General features: G+C 43.9%; 16 protein-coding genes and 1 tRNA gene. 6 read left to right on the forward strand and 11 right to left on the reverse strand.

Annotated features, from left to right (window positions below; translation table 11 throughout):
• Positions 1-31 precede the first annotated feature (31 nt).
• On the forward strand, positions 32-1,534 hold the full coding sequence (locus tag ACZIX4_RS09030) for a family 43 glycosylhydrolase (RefSeq protein ID WP_463335304.1): 1,503 nt from the start codon (positions 32-34) through the stop codon (positions 1,532-1,534).
• Between the two features lie 149 nt (positions 1,535-1,683).
• On the opposite strand, the gene ACZIX4_RS09035 is transcribed toward ACZIX4_RS09030, so the two are convergent.
• From ACZIX4_RS09035 to rsfS, 8 genes are all read right to left on the reverse strand, one after another.
• Positions 1,684-1,768, reverse strand: a tRNA-Ser gene (locus tag ACZIX4_RS09035).
• Positions 1,769-2,033: 265 nt separating this feature from the next.
• Entirely contained in the window at positions 2,034-2,816 is a 783-nt protein-coding gene (locus ACZIX4_RS09040) for a superoxide dismutase (protein WP_463335305.1), read from the reverse strand.
• A 12-nt stretch (positions 2,817-2,828) separates the two neighbouring features.
• Positions 2,829-3,089 carry an acyl-CoA-binding protein gene (locus ACZIX4_RS09045; RefSeq protein ID WP_463335306.1) on the reverse strand — a complete coding sequence of 87 codons (261 nt, stop codon included), beginning with the start codon at positions 3,087-3,089 and terminating at the stop codon, positions 2,829-2,831.
• Between the two features lie 3 nt (positions 3,090-3,092).
• Positions 3,093-3,746, reverse strand: a complete 654-nt coding sequence (locus tag ACZIX4_RS09050; protein WP_463335307.1) for a phosphatidylserine decarboxylase family protein — start codon at positions 3,744-3,746, stop codon at positions 3,093-3,095.
• The gene (locus tag ACZIX4_RS09055) at positions 3,736-4,557 is read right to left on the reverse strand and encodes a phosphatidate cytidylyltransferase (protein WP_463335308.1); all 822 of its coding nucleotides are present in this window, start codon (positions 4,555-4,557) and stop codon (positions 3,736-3,738) included. The genes ACZIX4_RS09050 and ACZIX4_RS09055 overlap by 11 nt, the downstream gene beginning before the upstream one ends.
• A 1-nt stretch (position 4,558) precedes the next feature.
• Positions 4,559-5,158, reverse strand: coding sequence for a lactate utilization protein B/C (locus ACZIX4_RS09060; protein WP_463335309.1), 600 nt, complete (start codon positions 5,156-5,158; stop codon positions 4,559-4,561).
• A gap of 106 nt (positions 5,159-5,264) precedes the next feature.
• Entirely contained in the window at positions 5,265-7,193 is a 1,929-nt protein-coding gene (gene ftsH, locus ACZIX4_RS09065) for an ATP-dependent zinc metalloprotease FtsH (protein ID WP_463335310.1), read from the reverse strand.
• Positions 7,194-7,210: 17 nt separating this feature from the next.
• A complete protein-coding gene (rsfS, locus tag ACZIX4_RS09070) occupies positions 7,211-7,582 on the reverse strand; it encodes a ribosome silencing factor (RefSeq protein ID WP_411408466.1) in 372 nt (123 codons plus the stop codon).
• 96 nt (positions 7,583-7,678) lie between these two features.
• Between rsfS and ACZIX4_RS09075 the strand changes: the two genes are divergently transcribed.
• The gene (locus ACZIX4_RS09075) at positions 7,679-8,407 is read left to right on the forward strand and encodes a biotin--[acetyl-CoA-carboxylase] ligase (RefSeq protein WP_463335311.1); all 729 of its coding nucleotides are present in this window, start codon (positions 7,679-7,681) and stop codon (positions 8,405-8,407) included.
• A gap of 130 nt (positions 8,408-8,537) precedes the next feature.
• Here the strand turns inward: ACZIX4_RS09075 and ACZIX4_RS09080 are convergent, their stop codons facing one another.
• On the reverse strand, positions 8,538-10,571 hold the full coding sequence (locus ACZIX4_RS09080; protein WP_463335312.1) for a M3 family metallopeptidase: 2,034 nt from the start codon (positions 10,569-10,571) through the stop codon (positions 8,538-8,540).
• Positions 10,572-11,177: 606 nt separating this feature from the next.
• Here ACZIX4_RS09080 and lpdA point away from each other — a divergent pair.
• On the forward strand, positions 11,178-12,584 hold the full coding sequence (lpdA, locus tag ACZIX4_RS09085) for a dihydrolipoyl dehydrogenase (RefSeq protein WP_463335313.1): 1,407 nt from the start codon (positions 11,178-11,180) through the stop codon (positions 12,582-12,584).
• A 91-nt stretch (positions 12,585-12,675) separates the two neighbouring features.
• On the opposite strand, the gene ACZIX4_RS09090 is transcribed toward lpdA, so the two are convergent.
• A complete protein-coding gene (locus ACZIX4_RS09090; protein ID WP_463335314.1) occupies positions 12,676-12,855 on the reverse strand; it encodes a hypothetical protein in 180 nt (59 codons plus the stop codon).
• Positions 12,856-12,939: 84 nt separating this feature from the next.
• On the opposite strand from ACZIX4_RS09090, the gene ACZIX4_RS09095 reads away from it, so the two are divergent.
• The 3 genes from ACZIX4_RS09095 to ACZIX4_RS09105 are packed head-to-tail and all read left to right on the forward strand — an operon-like array spanning position 12,940 to position 17,662.
• The gene (locus tag ACZIX4_RS09095) at positions 12,940-14,247 is read left to right on the forward strand and encodes an anthranilate synthase component I family protein (RefSeq protein WP_463335315.1); all 1,308 of its coding nucleotides are present in this window, start codon (positions 12,940-12,942) and stop codon (positions 14,245-14,247) included.
• Positions 14,248-14,270: 23 nt separating this feature from the next.
• On the forward strand, positions 14,271-15,581 hold the full coding sequence (gene tilS, locus ACZIX4_RS09100; protein ID WP_463335316.1) for a tRNA lysidine(34) synthetase TilS: 1,311 nt from the start codon (positions 14,271-14,273) through the stop codon (positions 15,579-15,581).
• A gap of 2 nt (positions 15,582-15,583) precedes the next feature.
• On the forward strand, positions 15,584-17,662 hold the full coding sequence (locus ACZIX4_RS09105) for a protein-disulfide reductase DsbD family protein (RefSeq protein WP_463335317.1): 2,079 nt from the start codon (positions 15,584-15,586) through the stop codon (positions 17,660-17,662).
• A gap of 51 nt (positions 17,663-17,713) precedes the next feature.
• Here the strand turns inward: ACZIX4_RS09105 and smpB are convergent, their stop codons facing one another.
• On the reverse strand, positions 17,714-18,169 hold the full coding sequence (smpB, locus tag ACZIX4_RS09110) for an SsrA-binding protein SmpB (RefSeq protein WP_463335318.1): 456 nt from the start codon (positions 18,167-18,169) through the stop codon (positions 17,714-17,716).
• Between the last annotated feature and the right edge of the window lie 56 nt (positions 18,170-18,225).

Raw genomic sequence — 18,225 nt, forward strand, 5'->3', positions numbered from 1 at the left:
CTATAGTATTTTATTGCTATAACCAAAACATATGCGAAATTACCTCACCTTATTATTAGCCGTGGCTACGTTTGCCGTGCATGCCCAAAACCAGGGCAAGGTGCCTGCAACAGCCACAACCTTTACCAATCCCGTTTTTGCGGGAGACTATCCTGACCCAAGCATCCTTCGCGACGGAAAGGATTATTACATCGTACACTCTTCGTTTGACTACTATCCCGGCCTTACCATCTGGCATTCGCAGGATCTGATAAACTGGGTGCCTGTAGTAAGCGCGTTGACCAAAAATGTTGGCCCCGTATGGGCTCCTGATTTGGTAAAGTACAACAATAAGTTTTACATCTATTTCCCGGCCAACCAGACGAACTACGTTATCAGTGCCGATAAAATCACCGGCCCGTGGAGTGCGCCTGTCGACCTAAAGATAGGCTACATAGACCCCGGTCATGTTACCGATGATAAAGGCAACCGCTACCTGTATTTCAGCAGTGGTGATTATATACAGTTAGCCAAAGACGGGATGAGTACGGTAGGTGCCGCCAAGCATGCCTATGACGGCTGGCCGATACCCCGCGAATGGTCTATAGAGTGTTTTTGTATGGAAGGCCCTAAGCTGTTTAAGCGTGGCGACTACTATTACCTTACGGTAGCCGAGGGCGGTACTGCGGGCCCTGCCACCAGCCATATGGTGATTTCGGCGCGGTCTAAAACGCCGTTCGGGCCATGGGAAAATTCACCGTACAACCCGGTGGTACGTACCCAAAGCCCGTCTGAACAATGGTGGTCTAAAGGGCACAGTACTATTTTTGAGGATGCCTATGGCAAATGGTGGATGCTGTTCCACGGATATGAAAAAGGCTACTACAACCTGGGGCGCCAAACGCTGTTACAGCCGGTGGAATGGACTAAAGACGGCTGGTACAAAGTGCCGGACGGTATAGAAACCAACAAGCCTATTGCCAAGCCACAGGGTAAATCGGTAGGGGAGTTCAGCCTTAGCGATGATTTTTCGGGTACGGCGCTAAAACCGCAATGGAAGTTTTTTAACGGCGACGATGTCACACGCTATAAAATTGCAGGCAATGCCATTACCATCAACGGAAAAGGCAAGGGGGTAGGCGACAGCTCACCATTAGTGTGTGTGCCTTCAGGGCACAGCTATACTGCCGAAGTGGAAATGGACATAACCGGCGATGCCGTGGGCGGGTTGGTACTGTTTTATGACAGTTCGCATTCGTCGGGTATTTTGGCAGATAACGAAAACATACTGGCCAACCTGCGTGGCTGGCAGTTTGCCACAGAGAAAAAAGTACACAAGCGCCATGTATACCTTCGCCTGAAGAATGTGGAGAATAATGTAGATATGTTCTACAGCCTTGACGGTACTACCTGGACTAAAATTGAAAACTCATTTGAGGTTTCGGGTTATAACCACAATGTGCTTAGTGGCTTCCTTGGATTGAGGATTGGGCTTTGCGCTATTGGCAACGGCAGTGTTACATTCAGTAATTTTAAATACAACCGTTTAGATTAGTAAATGAGGGTTTGGTTTCCTTAATACATGTTTTTTTACACACAAAAGGGTTGCCCTGCACGGCAACCCTTTTTTATTTATCGCTATTTAAATACACTGAATATTTAAAAAAATAAAACCCCGCAATCATAAGATTACGGGGTTTTCTGCGGAGAAAGAGGGATTCGAACCCCCGGACCTGTTACAGTCAACGGTTTTCAAGACCGCCGCATTCGACCACTCTGCCATTTCTCCAGTAAGACGTGCAAAACCATTCATTCCTGATTACTTCACAAAACAATATTTCGTTCCGGCGTTCAGTGAACCTGTTTGCGGGTGCAAATATATAAAGATTTTCGGTTAGTGCAAGTTGTTTGGGCAAATAAAATTTATTTTACTTTGGTTTTGTGCTTAACTACTACAAATACAGTTTAGTAGATCTTTTCTGTTTTTTTGGGATAAAAAATTGCCCTTTGAAAAATATATTCCAAAGGGCAATCAGTATAAGGTTAAAACGCTTTTATTTGGCTATAGCAGCTTCGTATTTTTTAGATACTGCTTCCCAGTTAATCACGTTATAAAAGTTGCCTATGTAATCAGGCCTTTTGTTTTGGTACTGAAGGTAGTAGGCATGTTCCCATACATCCAGTGCCAGTACGGGCTTACCGCTTACGGCTGCACCCGGCATTAGTGGGTTGTCCTGGTTTGGTGTGCTGCCTATGGCCAGTTTACCCTCTTTAGTAACCACAAGCCAGGCCCATCCTGAACCAAATTGTTTGGTAGCAGCTTCCGAAAATAGTTTTTTAAACTCTTCAAAACCACCGAAGTCGGTTTTAATGGCTTCTGCAAGTGCACCTTTAGGTTCGCCACCGGCATTTGGAGCCATTACTTCCCAGAAAAGTGTGTGGTTGTAGTAACCGCCGCCGTTGTTGCGCACTGCTTTGTTTTCAGGGTCAAGCGTGGTAAGGATTTCTTCAAGGGTTTTACCTTCAAGCGGAGTGCCTTTTACAGCTTTGTTCAGTTCGTCTGTGTATTTTTTGTAGTGCTTAGAGTAGTGTACTTCCATAGTACGGGCATCAATATTTGGTGCCAGTGCATCATATTTATAGCCAAGTTTGGCAATCTGGAACTTGCCCGAAGCATCTTCCGCCTTTACATCATCGGGGTTGCCCAGTGGTGCAGCGGCTTCTTCTTTTTGAGGTTCGGGGGTGGTAACCACTTCTTCCAGGTTATCTTTTTGTTTGCAAGACTGCAGTGCAGTAAGTACAATAAGGGCCGAAACGAAAACTTTTACTTTTTTCATATTCAGGTTTATTTAGGTTATTGAATTTATGGTTTCTATATACAGCTTTTTGGCATCATCGGCACTCAGGTGGCTTACCTGCATCCATGCGTTCATTTTAAAGGCATCGCGCAGGTTGTCTTCCTGGAAGCGGTAGGCGCTAACCTTACCCGCTGTGGCCTGCTTGTAGTAGGCATATATGCGCAGCATTATATCGGGCGGCAGTGGCCCGGTAATATTGCAGGCTTTTTCATAAGCCTCCTCAAAAAGCTGGTCAAGGTCTTTTTCAGGCATAAGTTAAGCTTTTACAGCGATAATTGTCTTACCGCCTATGGCTTTTTCATTTAGTTTAACATTCACTTCGGTACCCAGTGGCAGGTACAGGTCTACACGCGAACCGAATTTTATAAAACCGGCATCGGTACCCTGTATTACCTGCATACCGTCTTGTGCATAGTTTACAATGCGGCGGGCAAGTGCACCGGCAATCTGGCGGTACATTATTTCGCCAAAAAGGTTGTTTTCTATAACTACCGTTGTCCTCTCGTTTTCCTCGCTGGCCTTAGGGTGCCATGCTACAAGGTATTTACCCGGATGGTATTTGCTGAATTTTACCAGCCCGTTTACCGGATAACGGGTAACGTGCACATTTATAGGCGACATAAAGATGGAAACCTGCAGGCGTTTTTCCTTAAAATATTCAGGCTCGTACACTTCCTCTATTACCACCACTTTGCCGTCCACCGGCGCTATGATGTTATGGTCTGTAGCAATTACATGGCGTTTCGGGTTCCTGAAGAACTGCAACACCAGTATAAGGAATGCAAATGCTACAAGTTGTACAATCAGCTTGAGTGTGCTATCCTCAATAAATTTGTCAGACAATAACGCGATTACCGTTGTGGTAAACAGTGCGATTACAATAATCTTGGCTCCTTCTTTATGAAACATATAGTATGATTTGGTAATACAAAAATAAGAAAGGTATGGCAAACAACACGCTATCCAGCCTGTCAAGTATTCCGCCGTGTCCCGGCATTATACTTCCGCTGTCTTTTACGCCTGCTGTGCGTTTCAGTTTAGATTCCACAAGGTCACCCAATGTGCCGAAAACAGCCACTATAGCGGCAAAGCCCATCCATTGCCACGGGCTGAGGAAGGTAAAGTACAATCCCAGTATATAGGCTCCGGCTACGGTAAATACCATGCCGCCTACAAAACCTTCAATGGTTTTTTTGGGAGATATGCGTTCAAAAAGTTTGTTTTTGCCAATGCTTTTGCCCACGATATACGCAAAGGTATCATTAGCCCATATCATTACAAACATCCCGATGATTACATACGGGTTGTAGTTGAAAATAGCATTTCCGCCTACAAAAGGAAGTTTTATAATGAGTATAAACGGGATTATTACATAGCCTATAAGCCGAACCAGTTTGCCGGTTTTATCGCGGGGTGCAGAAGGCCCGGTTTTAAACAGTTCTATGAGCAGGCCTACCGAAACAAACAATGCTGCTGCGTTTAGCAACAGGTTTGTTTTTAAATCGTTAGAAATATAAATGCAGAAAAGCACTATGCCTACTACCGTTATGGAAATGGGCAACTTCATATCAAGGTGCGACAACTTGCAATATTCCGTTACCGCAATAATAAGGAATAAGGCAAACAGTACTGTAAAACTTATAGGGGATAGCAGGGTGGCACCCAGTAAAAGCGCTATATATACAAGCCCGGAAATCGTTCGGGTAAGGCTTTCACTCATATTAAAGGTCTTCTAAAAGTAGGAGGTACAGGTTTTTGGCTACACTGCCATAACGCAGGAAATCTTCCTCTTTAGCTTTTTCAAAATATTTTATCGCGGTAATATTGGTAGGGTAGTCCTTGTCATACTTACGCTTTATCGACCTCAGGCAGTCGCTTTTGTTACCCAGTATCTGGCTTGTGGTAGCGTAGATAATCATATTATCGGGCAGGTCACCGGGTTTGTTCTGTTTTATCTGGTTAGATGAAAACAGTATAGAACCTTCATCTGCCACCAGGCTTTCGCAGGTAGCCAAAAGGAACTTAGGGTGGGTTATATTTTTATACTCAAGCCTGTTTTCTTCCAGTAACGGGTAAAGACGCGGCTCAAAACACAACGCTTCGCACTCAAACCAGTCGTTTTCTTCCAGTACATTTATAAACTGTTCATGCAGGTCTGATGTGCTGTCGCAGTAAATAAATTTGCCACCGTTCTTTTTAAAGTTCAGTGTAAACAATTCATCAACAGGCAGCTGTTGTTCCGGAAGGAAAGGGTTATTTTCATTTCCCTTATCTTCTCCCGGTGTATCACCTGTGCCAAAAATTTTCTTAAATAGGCTCATATACCTCTATTACTCCTGTGTTTTCCTCAAATTCAAAGATAAAAAAATCTTAATTCAATTTTTAGGCTGAATTAAGATTTTTAGCTTATAATTATGATTTTCGCAATTATGCTTCCGTAGGAACCTCAGGGCCAATTTTTTCGTACGGCCTTTTTCCGAAAATTTCTTCAAGGTCGTCTTTAAAAATCACCTCACGCTCTATAAGGATATCAGCCAGTTTTAGCAGTTTGTCCTTGTTTTCGCTCAGCAATTGTATTGCCCTTTGGTACTGCTCCTCTATAATAGCAGATATTTCTTTGTCTATTACCTGTGCAGTTTCTTCAGAGTATGGCTTAGAGAAGTTGTACTCGCTTTGGCCTGTACTGTCATAATAAGTAATGTTGCCCAGCTTGTCGTTAAGGCCGTATATGGTAACCATGGCACGTGCCTGGCGGGTTACTTTTTCAAGGTCGCTTAGTGCGCCGGTGCTTATCTTATCGAAAATCACTTTCTCGGCAGCACGTCCGCCCATGGTGGCACACATTTCATCCTTCATCTGGTCAGGGCGTACAATAAGCCTTTCCTCAGGCAGGTACCATGCAGCCCCCAGGCTTTGACCGCGTGGCACTATGGTAACTTTTACAAGAGGTGCGGCATGCTCCAGCATCCAGCTTACGGTAGCGTGGCCTGCCTCGTGTATGGCAATGGCACGTTTTTCCTCTGGCGAAACAATTTTGTTTTTCTTTTCAAGGCCACCTACAATACGGTCTACCGCATCAAGGAAATCCTGTTTGTCTACCGCCTTTTTATCTTTACGGGCAGCTACAAGTGCAGCCTCGTTACATACGTTTGCAATATCGGCACCGCTAAAGCCCGGTGTTTGCTTGGCCAGGAACTCAGTATCCAAGTCTTCCGACTTTTTAAGAGGCTTCAGGTGTACCTCAAATATCTCTTTACGCTCGCGGATGTCCGGCAGGTCTACGTAAATCTGCCTGTCAAAACGTCCGGCACGCATAAGTGCTTTATCCAGTACATCGGCACGGTTAGTAGCGGCAAGTACAATAACATTAGTATTGGTGCCGAAACCATCCATTTCGGTAAGCAGCTGGTTCAGTGTGTTCTCACGCTCGTCGTTAGAGCCTGAGAAGTTATTTTTACCACGGGCACGGCCCACAGCATCAATCTCGTCAATAAAGATGATAGAAGGCGATTTTTCTTTGGCCTGTTTAAACAGGTCGCGCACACGGCTGGCACCCACACCTACAAACATCTCCACAAAATCAGAACCTGACAGCGAGAAGAACGGTACGCGGGCTTCACCGGCTACGGCTTTGGCAAGCAGGGTTTTACCTGTTCCAGGAGGGCCTACAAGCAGTGCGCCTTTTGGTATTTTACCACCTATGCTGGTATATTTTTCAGGGTTTTTAAGGAACTCAACAATTTCCTGTATTTCCTCTTTGGCACCTTCAAGGCCTGCCACATCTTTAAACGTAACTTTAATGTCGTTCTTTTCGTCAAACAGCTTGGCACGGCTTTTACCGATGTTGAATATCTGTCCGCCACCGCCCGGTGCACCGCCGCCTGCCATCCTGCGCATTACAAAAATCCAGATAGCTACAAATGCAATGATAGGCAATAGGGTAAGGAGTACTTCGCCCCAAATGCTGTCGGGTTGTGCGCTGTATTCGTTTATTTTATGGGCTTCGTCAGCGTCATCAAGTTTTTTCAGGAAAAGCTGGTTGTCACTGCCAATGTTTACGGTATAGTGAGGGCCTTTGTTCGGTTTCTCGAAAATATCTTTACGTACCTTTTCGTTTTCTTTCAGTTTAAGTGCTTCCGGCTTCAGGAAAATTTCGGTAGTGCTTTTGTTGTATACTACTCTGTTTACCTGTCCGCTATCCAGTAATTTATAGAACTTTGATATGGAAATAGGTGCAGGGTCACTCCAGCTTGCGGCTCCCGAAAAATAATTTATCCCCAGGAACATAAGCAGGATACCGCCATAAATAAGCCATGGGCTTACTTTGAGCTTGTTTGGTTTATTATCTTGTGACATTTATATTACTTTCTTCTTTAGTAGTTTGTTGCTATCGACGTTATACGGGCGTCGCCCCAAAGGCTTTCTATGTTATAGTATTCCCTTACATGTTTCTGGAAAACATGCACCACTATATTTACATAGTCCATAAGTACCCACTCGCCATTGTCAGTACCTTCTACGTGCCATGGCTTGTCTTTTAATTCGCGGGAAACTATTTTCTGGATGGAGTTAACTATGGCATTTACCTGGGTATTACTGGTACCGTTGCATATTACAAAGTAGTCGCACACCGTATTTTCCAGTTCCCTAAGGTCAAGAATATCTATATCATTTCCTTTTACTTCTTCAATCCCTTTGATGATGTTGGCAAGCAAATCATCATTACTTACATTTTTTTTTGCCATCTAAAAATTTATATTGTTACGCAAAGTTACCATTTTTTGTGTTTACTTTTGACTTTAAATATACGAGAAAAAGCGTTAACCTATCGCTGTTTTTATATGAATATTATCAAACTCAGTGCCATAAGCTCTACAAACGATTACCTAAAAGAGCTTTTAGCCACCCGGCATACCGAAAACTTTACCGTGGTAACTGCCGATGTACAAACCGGAGGCCGCGGCCAGATGGGTACCCGCTGGGATTCCGAACCCGGTAAAAACCTTACCTTTAGCCTGTTGCTGAAAGACCTGCTGACCGACAGCGGTGCGATTTTTACGCTAAATGTAGCCATAGCCACTGCCATAGCCGATGCTGTTGCTTCCCTTGGCTTAGCCGATGTGTCGGTAAAATGGCCTAACGACATTTTGGCAGGAAATAAAAAAATTGCAGGCATATTGATAGAGAACAGCATTAAAAGCAATGGCGAAATCTACTCTATAGCGGGCATAGGCCTTAATGTGAACCAGCAAAACTTTGACGGACTGCCAAAGGCTTCGTCTATGGCAGTGGCTGCGGACAGGGAATTTGATAAAGACGAAGTGCTGGCAGCTGTACTTGGCAGGATTAAGATAAATACATCGCGCTTGTATAATAACGATGCTGCTGCACTATGGCAGGATTACCATAATAAATTGTACAAAAAAGACCTACCCATGCCTTTTGAAGCCGGGGGCAAAAAGTTTATGGGAATAATACTGGGCGTATCTGCCAATGGCAGCCTGCGTGTACAACTGGAAAATGACAGCATAGCCGAGTACGCACTAAAGGAGGTACAACTCTTATACTAAATCATACTCTATAGCAAAAACAAAACCCCGAAGGACACGCTTCGGGGTTTTGTCTATTATCTTGTGTCTATCATCTCAGATCCAAATTCCCCCTTTGCTTCGCCAGTTCGGCCATAGCCTCGTGTGGGGGTTAGGGGGCTAACAATCCCGCCCTCCTGAGCAGTGCCTCAGGTTTAGGTTCCTGCCCACGGAAACGCTTGTACAGTTCCATAGGGTGTTCGGTGCCGCCTTTGCTTAGTACAAATTCCTTAAATTTAGTAGCGGTTTCTTTGTCAAAGATGCCTTTCTCCTGAAACAATTCAAACGCATCGGCATCAAGTACTTCAGCCCATTTGTAGCTGTAGTAACCTGATGAATACCCGCCCTGGAAAATATGGCTGAACGATGTACTCATGGCATTCTCCTTTACATCAGGATAAAGTGATGTGTTGGCAAACTGCTGTGTTTCAAATTCTTTAAGGCTGGTAATGTGGCTTGGGTCTTCGCTATGCCAACCCATATCCAACAGGCCGAAGCTTAGTTGGCGCAGTGTAGCCATGCCTTCCTGGAAGCTGGCGCTTTCCTTTATTTTATTTATGTATTCAATCGGGATAATTTCTCCGGTTTCGTAGTGGTGGGCAAATAGTGCAAGTGCCTCAGGCTCGTAGCACCAGTTTTCCATAACCTGGCTTGGAAGCTCCACAAAATCCCAGTATACGCTGGTGCCGCTAAGGCTTGGGTACACCGTATCGGCAAGCAGCCCGTGCAGCGCGTGCCCAAATTCATGAAACAGTGTGGTTACCTCGTTAAAGGTAAGCAGGCTCGGTTTGCTGGCGGTAGGTTTGGTAAAATTACAAACGATGCTTACGTGCGGACGCTCGTTAACGCCATCTAAAACGTATTGGTTCTTAAACGATGTCATCCAGGCACCGTTGCGCTTGCCTTTCCTCGGGAAGAAATCAGCGTAGAACACCGCAACAAGGTCGCCGTTTTCATCTTTAACCTCGTAGGTGGTAACGTCTTTGTGGTACACGTCTATGTCTTTTACCTCCTCAAATGTAAGCCCATATAGCTTGCCAGCTATAGTAAACGCACCATTCAGTACATTTTCAAGCTTAAAGTAAGGTTTCAACTTTTCATCATCAAGGTTGAATAGCTTCTGTTTCAGCTTTTCGCTATAGTAAGCGCCGTCCCATTTTTCAAGTTGGGTTATACCATCCAGCGCTGCCGCGAAAGCCGAAAGCTCTGCAAATTCACGTTCGGCAGCAGGCTTAGCTTTGGCAAGCAGGTCGTTAAGGAATGACTTTACCTTATCGGGATGCTCGGCCATACGTTCTTCCAATACAAAATGCGCATGCGAATTGTAACCCAAAAGTTGGGCACGGTCATGGCGCAGTTTAGCTATGCGAAGTACTATGTTCTCGTTGTTCTGTTCGTTATTCTGGAAACCTTTTGCCCCGAAAGCCAGCGCAAGTTGTTTGCGTAGCTCACGGTTATCAGCATAGGTCATAAACGGTACGTAGCTTGGGTAATCCAGCGTGAAAACCCAACCTTCCTTTTCCTGGCTCGCAGCGGTTTCCTTAGCGGCTTCAATAGCACCTTCAGGCAAGCCGGCAAGGTCGGCTTCGTTTGTAATGTGGAGGGTAAACGCGTTGGTTTCCTTCAGCACATTTTCGCCAAACTCCAGGCTTAACTTGCTTAGTTCTTTGTCTATTTCCCTAAGCTGGTTCTTTTTGTCCTCAGGCAGGTTGGCACCGTTACGGCTGAAGCCTTTATATTGTTTGTCCAGAAGCGTGGTTTGTTCAGGGGTAAGGGTTAAGCTGGCTTTTTGTTCGTATACCGCCTTAACGCGCTTAAACAAGTCAGCATTCAGGCGGATGTCATTACCAAATTCCGACAGTAGGGGAGAAACCTCCTGCGCTATCTGTTGCAGCTCGTCATTGGTTTCTGCCGAATGCAGGTTGAAAAATATACTCGAAATCCTGTCCAGCGTATCACCACTGTAGCTCATGGCTACGGTAGTGTTTTCAAAAGTAGGTGCTTCGGGGTTGTGGGCTATGGCATCAACCTCCTTGCGGGCAGCTTCAATGGCTTCTTTAAACGCCGGTAAGAAATCTTCTGTTTCTATGCTGCTGAACGGTGCAGTATCGTGCTTTGTAGTAAATTTTTGTGTGAGTATGTTCATAAGTATTTATTGTTTAAAGCATTTATTTTAAGGCCTCAAACTTTTTATAATTTTTCTTAATAATTAACTTCAATAGATTTGTCAGTTGGTTGGTGTACAGTCTTTTAGTGTTTTTATAATTAATGATTTTGTATTTCTTTCCGTTAATCTCACCCTGTTTTTGAAGTGCTGTGATAAACATACCTACTTGCTTTTCTGAAGGAAAGTCATGGGAATAGATAGTGGCCGGAAATAGAAAAACAAATAAAGTAAAATGAAGAAATGAATGCATAAAATCTTATTTTCCTGCAGATTTATTATGCTCTTCGATTAAAGCCAATGCTTTTTCAATCAATGCAACATCTTCTGTCTCCAGTATCTGTATAGTCAGTTTAATTTTTTCGGCATTAATATCCATAACACTATTGTTTACCTTCAAAGGTACAAAAATTATTCCGCACTATTTTTATTGAAAAGTTCAGGTTAAAAATACTTCCGTTCGTAAATGGCTATTATTGGCTACAGCATTAAAAACCTTGTTAATTTGCAGCATGATTTTGGGTGCCAATTAAATGTTATTGCCTAAATTTGCCATACAAAATTTCAACCGTATAAAACTATATCCATATGAGTTCATTTGACGTTGTCGTTATAGGTTCGGGGCCAGGCGGTTATGTGGCTGCTATCCGTGCTGCACAACTTGGCTTTACCACTGCTATCATCGAAAAATATCCTACCCTTGGCGGTACCTGCCTTAACGTAGGCTGTATACCAAGCAAGGCGCTTCTTGATTCATCGCACCACTACCACGATGCCCATTCTAACTTTAAAGAGCACGGCATAGACATTGCAGGCGAAATCAAGGTGAACTTTGAACAGATGATAGCCCGTAAACAAGGCGTTGTAGACCAAAACGTTAGCGGTATCAAGTACCTTATGGATAAAAACAAGATTACTGTTTTTGAAGGGCTTGGCTCGTTTGAAGATGCTACCCATATTAAAGTTACCAAAAACGACGGTTCTGAAGAAGTTATCGAAGCTAAATACACCATTATAGCTACAGGTTCTAAACCATCTTCATTGCCATTCATTAAAATAGACAAAGAAAAAATCATCACTTCTACCGAAGCACTTAAGCTTAAAGAAGTGCCGAAGCACCTTATTGTTATAGGTGGCGGTGTTATAGGCCTTGAGCTTGGCCAGGTATACCTGCGCCTTGGTGCACAGGTAAGTGTTGTAGAATACCTTGACCGTATTATACCGGGTATGGATGGTGGCCTAAGTAAAGAGCTTACCAAAGTACTTAAAAAACAGGGTATGAAGTTCTATACTTCACACAAAGTGAAATCGGTAGAGCGTGCAGGCGAAGGCGTGCAGGTTCAGGCTGAAAACGCTAAAGGTGAAACCATTACCCTTGACGGTGATTACTCATTGGTATCTGTAGGACGCCGCCCATACACTGACGGACTTAATGCAGATAAAGCCGGTGTGAAAATCACGGAGCGCGGACAGATAGAAGTTAACGACCACCTGCAAACCAGCGCGCCGAACATCTATGCTATTGGCGACGTAATTAAAGGCGCCATGCTTGCCCACAAAGCAGAGGAAGAAGGTGTATTTGTTGCTGAAACCATTGCGGGCCAAAAGCCGCATATCGACTATAACCTTATCCCGGGTGTGGTATATACATGGCCTGAGGTTGCTGCTGTAGGTAAAACAGAAGAGCAGCTTAAAGAAGCCGGTATCGCTTACAAATCGGGTAGTTTCCCATTCAAGGCACTGGGCCGTAGCCGTGCCAGTATGGATACCGACGGTTTTGTGAAGATCCTTGCTGATGCTACTACAGACGAGGTACTGGGCATCCACATGATAGGCGCCCGTACTGCCGACCTTATAGCCGAAGCGGTTATAGCTATGGAGTTTAAGGCCAGTGCAGAGGATATTGCAAGGTCGTCTCACGCGCACCCTACGTATGCTGAGGCTGTTAAGGAAGCTGCACTTGCTGCAACCGAAAACAGGCCGATACACATCTAAGAAATTCTTTATTGGAAATAACAAACCCGCTCCTTACGAAGCGGGTTTTGTGTTTGTATCGGATTTTTAGATTATTGGATATTTTAGAGTGTTAGAACCATTTATTGATTTCATTATCCAGTTCCTCCTCAGTTAATATATTACCTTCCGCTGCTTGTTTCCTTCCTGTTTCAACTTTGTCAATAACGATAAGCCTTTCAATCAATTCATCTATTGAAAACTCGTCCGGGAAGTTTTCAATCGTTTCTTTAAGCTTTGCCTTAGTTATCATAATCCAATTGTTTCTTCGAATATAATTCTTTTCTGTTTACCTTTCAAGTGATATGCAAACTTTAGTAATTTTGCGGTTTCGTTTATGAACCGCAGAACATCTATTAGCTATACGATATCGGAGCCTGAACAATTCAGGCAACAACTACTCGCCTGGGCGCAGCAGCACAGGGAAGTGGTTTGGCTTGACTCTAACAATTATAACCAAAAATACACTTCGTTTGATGCCATATTGGCTGTAGATGCATTTACGTCCATCATTACCGATTACCAAAATGCTTTTGAAGATTTATCGGTATACAGGAAAACCACGGCCGACTGGATTTTTGGCTACCTGTCGTATGATTTAAAAAACGATACCGAACGGCTGAATTCCAATAATTTTGATGGATTAGGTTTTGCCGACCTGTTTTTCTTCCAGCCGAAAAAGCTGTTTATCCTGAAAGGCAACCGGCTTGAAATGCTGTACCTACCGTTGTGCGATGATGAGTTGCAGGATGATTTTAATGAAATTACAAACAATAATTTTCAACAACCAACAACCAGCAACCAACAACTAACAACCATAAAGCAACGCATCCCTAAGCAGAGTTATCTGGATAAGGCAGGACAGATGTTGGCACACATACACCGTGGCGATATTTACGAGGCCAACTTCTGTATGGAGTTTTATGCCGAAAATGCTGTAATCAATCCGCTTGATGTGTACACAAGGCTTAATGCCATATCAGAACCTCCTTTTGCGGTTTACCTTAAAAATTATAAGCATTACCTGCTATCTGCCTCTCCGGAGCGTTATATAAGGAAGGAGGGAAGCAAGGTTATTTCCCAGCCCATAAAGGGGACTGCCCGTCGCAGTGCCGATGCTTCTGAAGATGAGGCGATAAAATTGGCTCTGACTGCCAATGAAAAAGAACGTTCCGAAAACATTATGATTGTCGACCTGGTGCGGAACGACCTGAGCCATACTGCTGCCGATAAATCGGTTAAAGTGGAAGAATTGTGCGGGGCATATACCTTTAAGCAGGTACACCACCTTATTTCGACAGTAATATCTGAAGTTGGGGACGATGTATCGCCTGAGGAAATTTTAAAAACAACATTCCCTATGGGCAGTATGACCGGTGCGCCTAAAATATCGGCCATGCAAATCATAGAAAAACTGGAGGAAACCAAACGCGGCCTGTATAGCGGGGCGGTAGGTTATTTTACCCCTGAAGGTGATTTCGATTTTAATGTGGTGATACGCAGTATCCTTTATAATGAGCAAAACGGCTACGTTTCGTTTTCGGTAGGCAGTGCTATTACGGTAGAAGCAATTCCTGAGAATGAGTATGAAGAGTGCCTGCTGAAAGCGAAGGCAATGCATCAGGTGCTTGAGGGTAATCTGTAATAATATTTATTACCTTTGTAAGTATGCTTCAGCGTTTAAAACTACACCTTGATACAAACCTGCCTTTTCTTAATGAAAAGAAACTATTACTTGCCATAAGCGGCGGTATAGACAGTATGGTTTTGGCTGAGCTTTTCAGGCAGTTGGGGTACGCTATTTACTTAGCGCATTGTAACTTCGGGTTGCGGGGTGAGGAGAGTAATGGCGATGAGCAATTTGTACGCAATTATGCTTCAGAAAATAACATTGGCATTTTTGTAAAAAACTTTGATACAAAAAGTTACGCTGATTTAAATAAAATTTCCATACAGATAGCTGCGCGTGAATTGCGTTATGGCTGGTTTAGTGAATTGATAGCAGAAAACGAATTAGATTACCTGCTTACCGCGCACCATGCAGACGATTCGGTAGAGACTTTCCTAATAAATTTTACAAGAGGTACAGGTATTGAAGGGCTGTTGGGTATACCGCAGCAAAACGGCAATATCGTACGACCGCTACTGCCATTTACCAGGGATGATATTGAGGCGTTCGCCAAAGAAAATAATATAGAATGGAGGGAAGACAGTAGTAATGCTTCGGATAAATACCTGCGTAATAAGCTGCGCCACCACGTATTGCCGTTGCTGAAAGAACTGAACCCGTCGTTTGCCCAATCGTTTGGCCAGACCATAGAAAACCTAAGGCAATCACAATCACTTGCTGCCGATGCTGCCGCATTGGTTTACGATAAAGTTGTAACGGTAAAGGCAGGGCAGGAGCATTTCAGCATTGAGAAGCTGTTGCACTACCAAAATTATAAGGCATACCTTTACCAATGGCTAAACCAATATGGTTTTACCGCATGGGATGATATATACAGCCTTACTGAAGCGCAACCGGGTAAGTATGTGTTATCTGGCACGCACCGCCTGCTGAAAGACAGGGAGGTACTGATACTGGAGCCGCTAAAAAATGAGGCTGACGGGATTTATACCATTGGCGATATTTTTGAAAAGACTACACTTCCGATAGAGTTAAAGCTTGATTTAGTGCAGGATATGGAGCCAAATACTGCAAAAAATGTAATTTTTGTAGACAATGAATTAATAAAATTCCCGTTATTTGTGCGCAGGTGGAAAGAAGGCGACGATTTCTGTCCGCTGGGCATGAACGGGCAGCGAAAAAAGGTTTCAAAATTCTTTAAGGACGAAAAAATGTCGCTTACAGAGAAAGAAAATACCTGGCTGCTGTGCACCGAAAATGAGATTGTATGGATTTTAGGCCGCAGGGCCGACAACCGTTTTAAAGTTACGACACAAACAACACAAATACTAAAGATAGAGGTTAAATAACAATGAAAAGATTTGCCTGCGTTTTACTACTGCTTGTAGCATTTTTCTCGGCTACGGCACAAAACATTAAAGAACCCGTAAAGTGGACTGCCAAAGCCACAAAAAAATCAGATACAGAATACATACTTACCCTAAGCGCTACCATAGAGCCTTCATGGCACATGTATTCGCAGTACAGTGATGAAAACGGCGCGATACCCATGACGGTGTCGTTTAATAACAACAAAGGTAATTACGAACCTGTAGGTAAGGCCAAAGAAAGTAAGACCGAACAGGCTTTTAATGAGGTTTTTGGCGTTACCGAAACATTCTGGAGTGAAAAGGCACAGCTTACCCAAACCATAAAGCTATTGCCAAACAGCAACAAAATAGTTCAGGTATCGCTTGACTACCAAGTGTGTAAGGATGCGTGTATACAGGAAACCAAAAACTTCCAGTTTGACCTGGCTACACTTTCATATAAAGAAGTAAAACGTTTTGAAAAGATAGCACCCGGCGTTGCTGCAACACCTGCTGCTACCGCTGTAGATACTGCTACTACAAAAACTACTGTAGCCGATACGGCATCTGCAACAACATCAACCACTGCAAGTGATACTACTAAAGTAACAACCACTACTGACAAAGCCGAAACCGCTAAGGACGGTAAAGAAGCCAAAGATGAAGGGCTGCTTACCATTTTTATTGTAGCATTCCTTTCAGGGTTCGCGGCACTGCTTACGCCGTGCGTGTTCCCTATGATACCTATGACGGTGAGTTTCTTTACCAAGCAAAGTAAATCAAGGGCTGCCGGTATACGCAATGCCATAACTTATGGTATTTCCATTATTATAATATATGTGGTATTGGGCTCGGTAGTAACGGCTATTTTTGGTGCCGACTCGCTTAATGCTCTTTCTACAAACGTAATTTTCAACCTGTTCTTTTTTGTGCTTCTGGTAGTATTTGCCTGCTCATTCCTTGGTGCATTCGAAATCATGCTGCCAAACTCATGGGCTAACAAAGTAGACCAGCAAGCCGACAGGGGCGGTATAATAGGCATACTGGCTATGGCACTGGCACTTGCCATTGTTTCATTCTCATGTACGGGGCCTATATTGGGTAACCTGCTTGTGGTTGCGGCTTCTAAAGGCGGTATAGCACCGGTAGTGGGTATGTTCGGTTTCTCGCTTGCGCTGGCACTGCCGTTTATGCTGTTTGCTATGTTCCCGGGTTGGATGAACAGCCTGCCAAAATCAGGCGGATGGCTAAATACCGTTAAGGTATTCCTGGGCTTCCTGGAACTTGCCTTTGCGTTTAAATTCCTTAGCAATGCCGACCTTGTACTGCAAATGCACCTGCTGGAAAGGGAAACCTTCCTTGCCATATGGATTGCCATATTCGGTGCGCTGGCACTGTACCTGTTTGGTAAACTGACACTCCCGCATGATACTCCTGCGAGCTATATATCTGTAGGCAGGTTACTGCTTGGCTTACTTACACTTTCATTTACCGTTTACCTGATACCGGGCCTATGGGGTGCGCCACTAAAACTGATTAGTGGTTTCCCGCCGTCGCTTACGTATAGCGAAAGCCCTGAAGGCATAGGTGGGGGAGGCCATTCGGCGGCTGCAACAACAGCATTGCCCGAAGGTGCCCATGCAGGCCCGCACGGTATTGTGGCATTTAAAGATTATGATGCTGCACTTGCCTATTCTAAAAAAGTAAACAAGCCGCTTTTGGTAGACTACACCGGCTATGCCTGCGTTAACTGCCGTAAAATGGAAGACAATGTGTGGATAGACAAAGAAATACTGGGCGTGCTGAACAATGATGTGGTACTGGTATCGCTTTATGTAGACTATAAGGAAGACCTGCCTGAGGATAAACAATACGTTTCTGAAACTACAGGCAAAAACATAAAGACCGTAGGTAACAAATGGAGCGACCTGCAAATTACCAAGTACAAAACCAACTCACAGCCGTACTACGTGCTGGAAGGGCCGGAAGGTACTAAGCTTAACGAACCTGTAGGGTACACACCTGATAAGGAAGAATACCTGAAATGGCTTAAAGAGGGTATCGGCAATTATAAAAAATAATCCTGCCTGTGATATACAAAAAAACGCTGCTTTATAAGCAGCGTTTTTTTGTTATTTGTATATTTTCTTAATCCTGTCCAGGTCGCGTTTAGTGTCACGCTCTTTCATGGTTTCGCGCTTGTCGTAGTTCTTTTTACCACGGCACAGGCCTATTTCCAGCTTGGCTATCCCTTTTTCATTGGTAAACATTTTAAGGGGTATTATGGTAAGGCCCTGGTTCTGTACGCTTTTTTCAAGGCTTTTCAGTTCGCGTCGGTTCAGCAACAACTTACGCTCGCTTTTAGGGGCGTGGCTAAAGCTGCGGCTAAAGGCGTATTCTTCTATGTTACTGTTTATTACAAAAAGCTCACTGTTCTGGAATTCGCAAAAACTTTCGGCAATAGAAGCCTTGCCCAGGCGTATGGATTTTATTTCGCTGCCTGCAAGTACTATGCCCGCTGTGTAGCGTTCCAGTATCTCGTAGTCAAAACGTGCGCGTTTGTTTAGTATGTTTACTGTTTTCTGCATAAGGATTGCAAATGTACTAACAATAGTTTAATACGGCAATAACGTTAAGTATCCTT

Source organism: Flavobacterium niveum (assembly GCF_055231775.1).

Excerpts from the sequence above, each read along its gene's own strand:
- ACZIX4_RS09030 (WP_463335304.1), top strand. The coding sequence starts at position 32 with ATGCGAAATTACCTCACCTTATTATTAGCCGTGGCTACGTTTGCCGTG.
- ACZIX4_RS09040 (WP_463335305.1), bottom strand. The coding sequence starts at position 2,816 with ATGAAAAAAGTAAAAGTTTTCGTTTCGGCCCTTATTGTACTTACTGCA.
- ACZIX4_RS09045 (WP_463335306.1), bottom strand. The coding sequence starts at position 3,089 with ATGCCTGAAAAAGACCTTGACCAGCTTTTTGAGGAGGCTTATGAAAAA.
- ACZIX4_RS09050 (WP_463335307.1), bottom strand. The coding sequence starts at position 3,746 with ATGTTTCATAAAGAAGGAGCCAAGATTATTGTAATCGCACTGTTTACC.
- ACZIX4_RS09055 (WP_463335308.1), bottom strand. The coding sequence starts at position 4,557 with ATGAGTGAAAGCCTTACCCGAACGATTTCCGGGCTTGTATATATAGCG.
- ACZIX4_RS09060 (WP_463335309.1), bottom strand. The coding sequence starts at position 5,158 with ATGAGCCTATTTAAGAAAATTTTTGGCACAGGTGATACACCGGGAGAA.
- ftsH (WP_463335310.1), bottom strand. The coding sequence starts at position 7,193 with ATGTCACAAGATAATAAACCAAACAAGCTCAAAGTAAGCCCATGGCTT.
- rsfS (WP_411408466.1), bottom strand. The coding sequence starts at position 7,582 with ATGGCAAAAAAAAATGTAAGTAATGATGATTTGCTTGCCAACATCATC.
- ACZIX4_RS09075 (WP_463335311.1), top strand. The coding sequence starts at position 7,679 with ATGAATATTATCAAACTCAGTGCCATAAGCTCTACAAACGATTACCTA.
- ACZIX4_RS09080 (WP_463335312.1), bottom strand. The coding sequence starts at position 10,571 with ATGAACATACTCACACAAAAATTTACTACAAAGCACGATACTGCACCG.
- lpdA (WP_463335313.1), top strand. The coding sequence starts at position 11,178 with ATGAGTTCATTTGACGTTGTCGTTATAGGTTCGGGGCCAGGCGGTTAT.
- ACZIX4_RS09090 (WP_463335314.1), bottom strand. The coding sequence starts at position 12,855 with ATGATAACTAAGGCAAAGCTTAAAGAAACGATTGAAAACTTCCCGGAC.
- ACZIX4_RS09095 (WP_463335315.1), top strand. The coding sequence starts at position 12,940 with ATGAACCGCAGAACATCTATTAGCTATACGATATCGGAGCCTGAACAA.
- tilS (WP_463335316.1), top strand. The coding sequence starts at position 14,271 with ATGCTTCAGCGTTTAAAACTACACCTTGATACAAACCTGCCTTTTCTT.
- ACZIX4_RS09105 (WP_463335317.1), top strand. The coding sequence starts at position 15,584 with ATGAAAAGATTTGCCTGCGTTTTACTACTGCTTGTAGCATTTTTCTCG.
- smpB (WP_463335318.1), bottom strand. The coding sequence starts at position 18,169 with ATGCAGAAAACAGTAAACATACTAAACAAACGCGCACGTTTTGACTAC.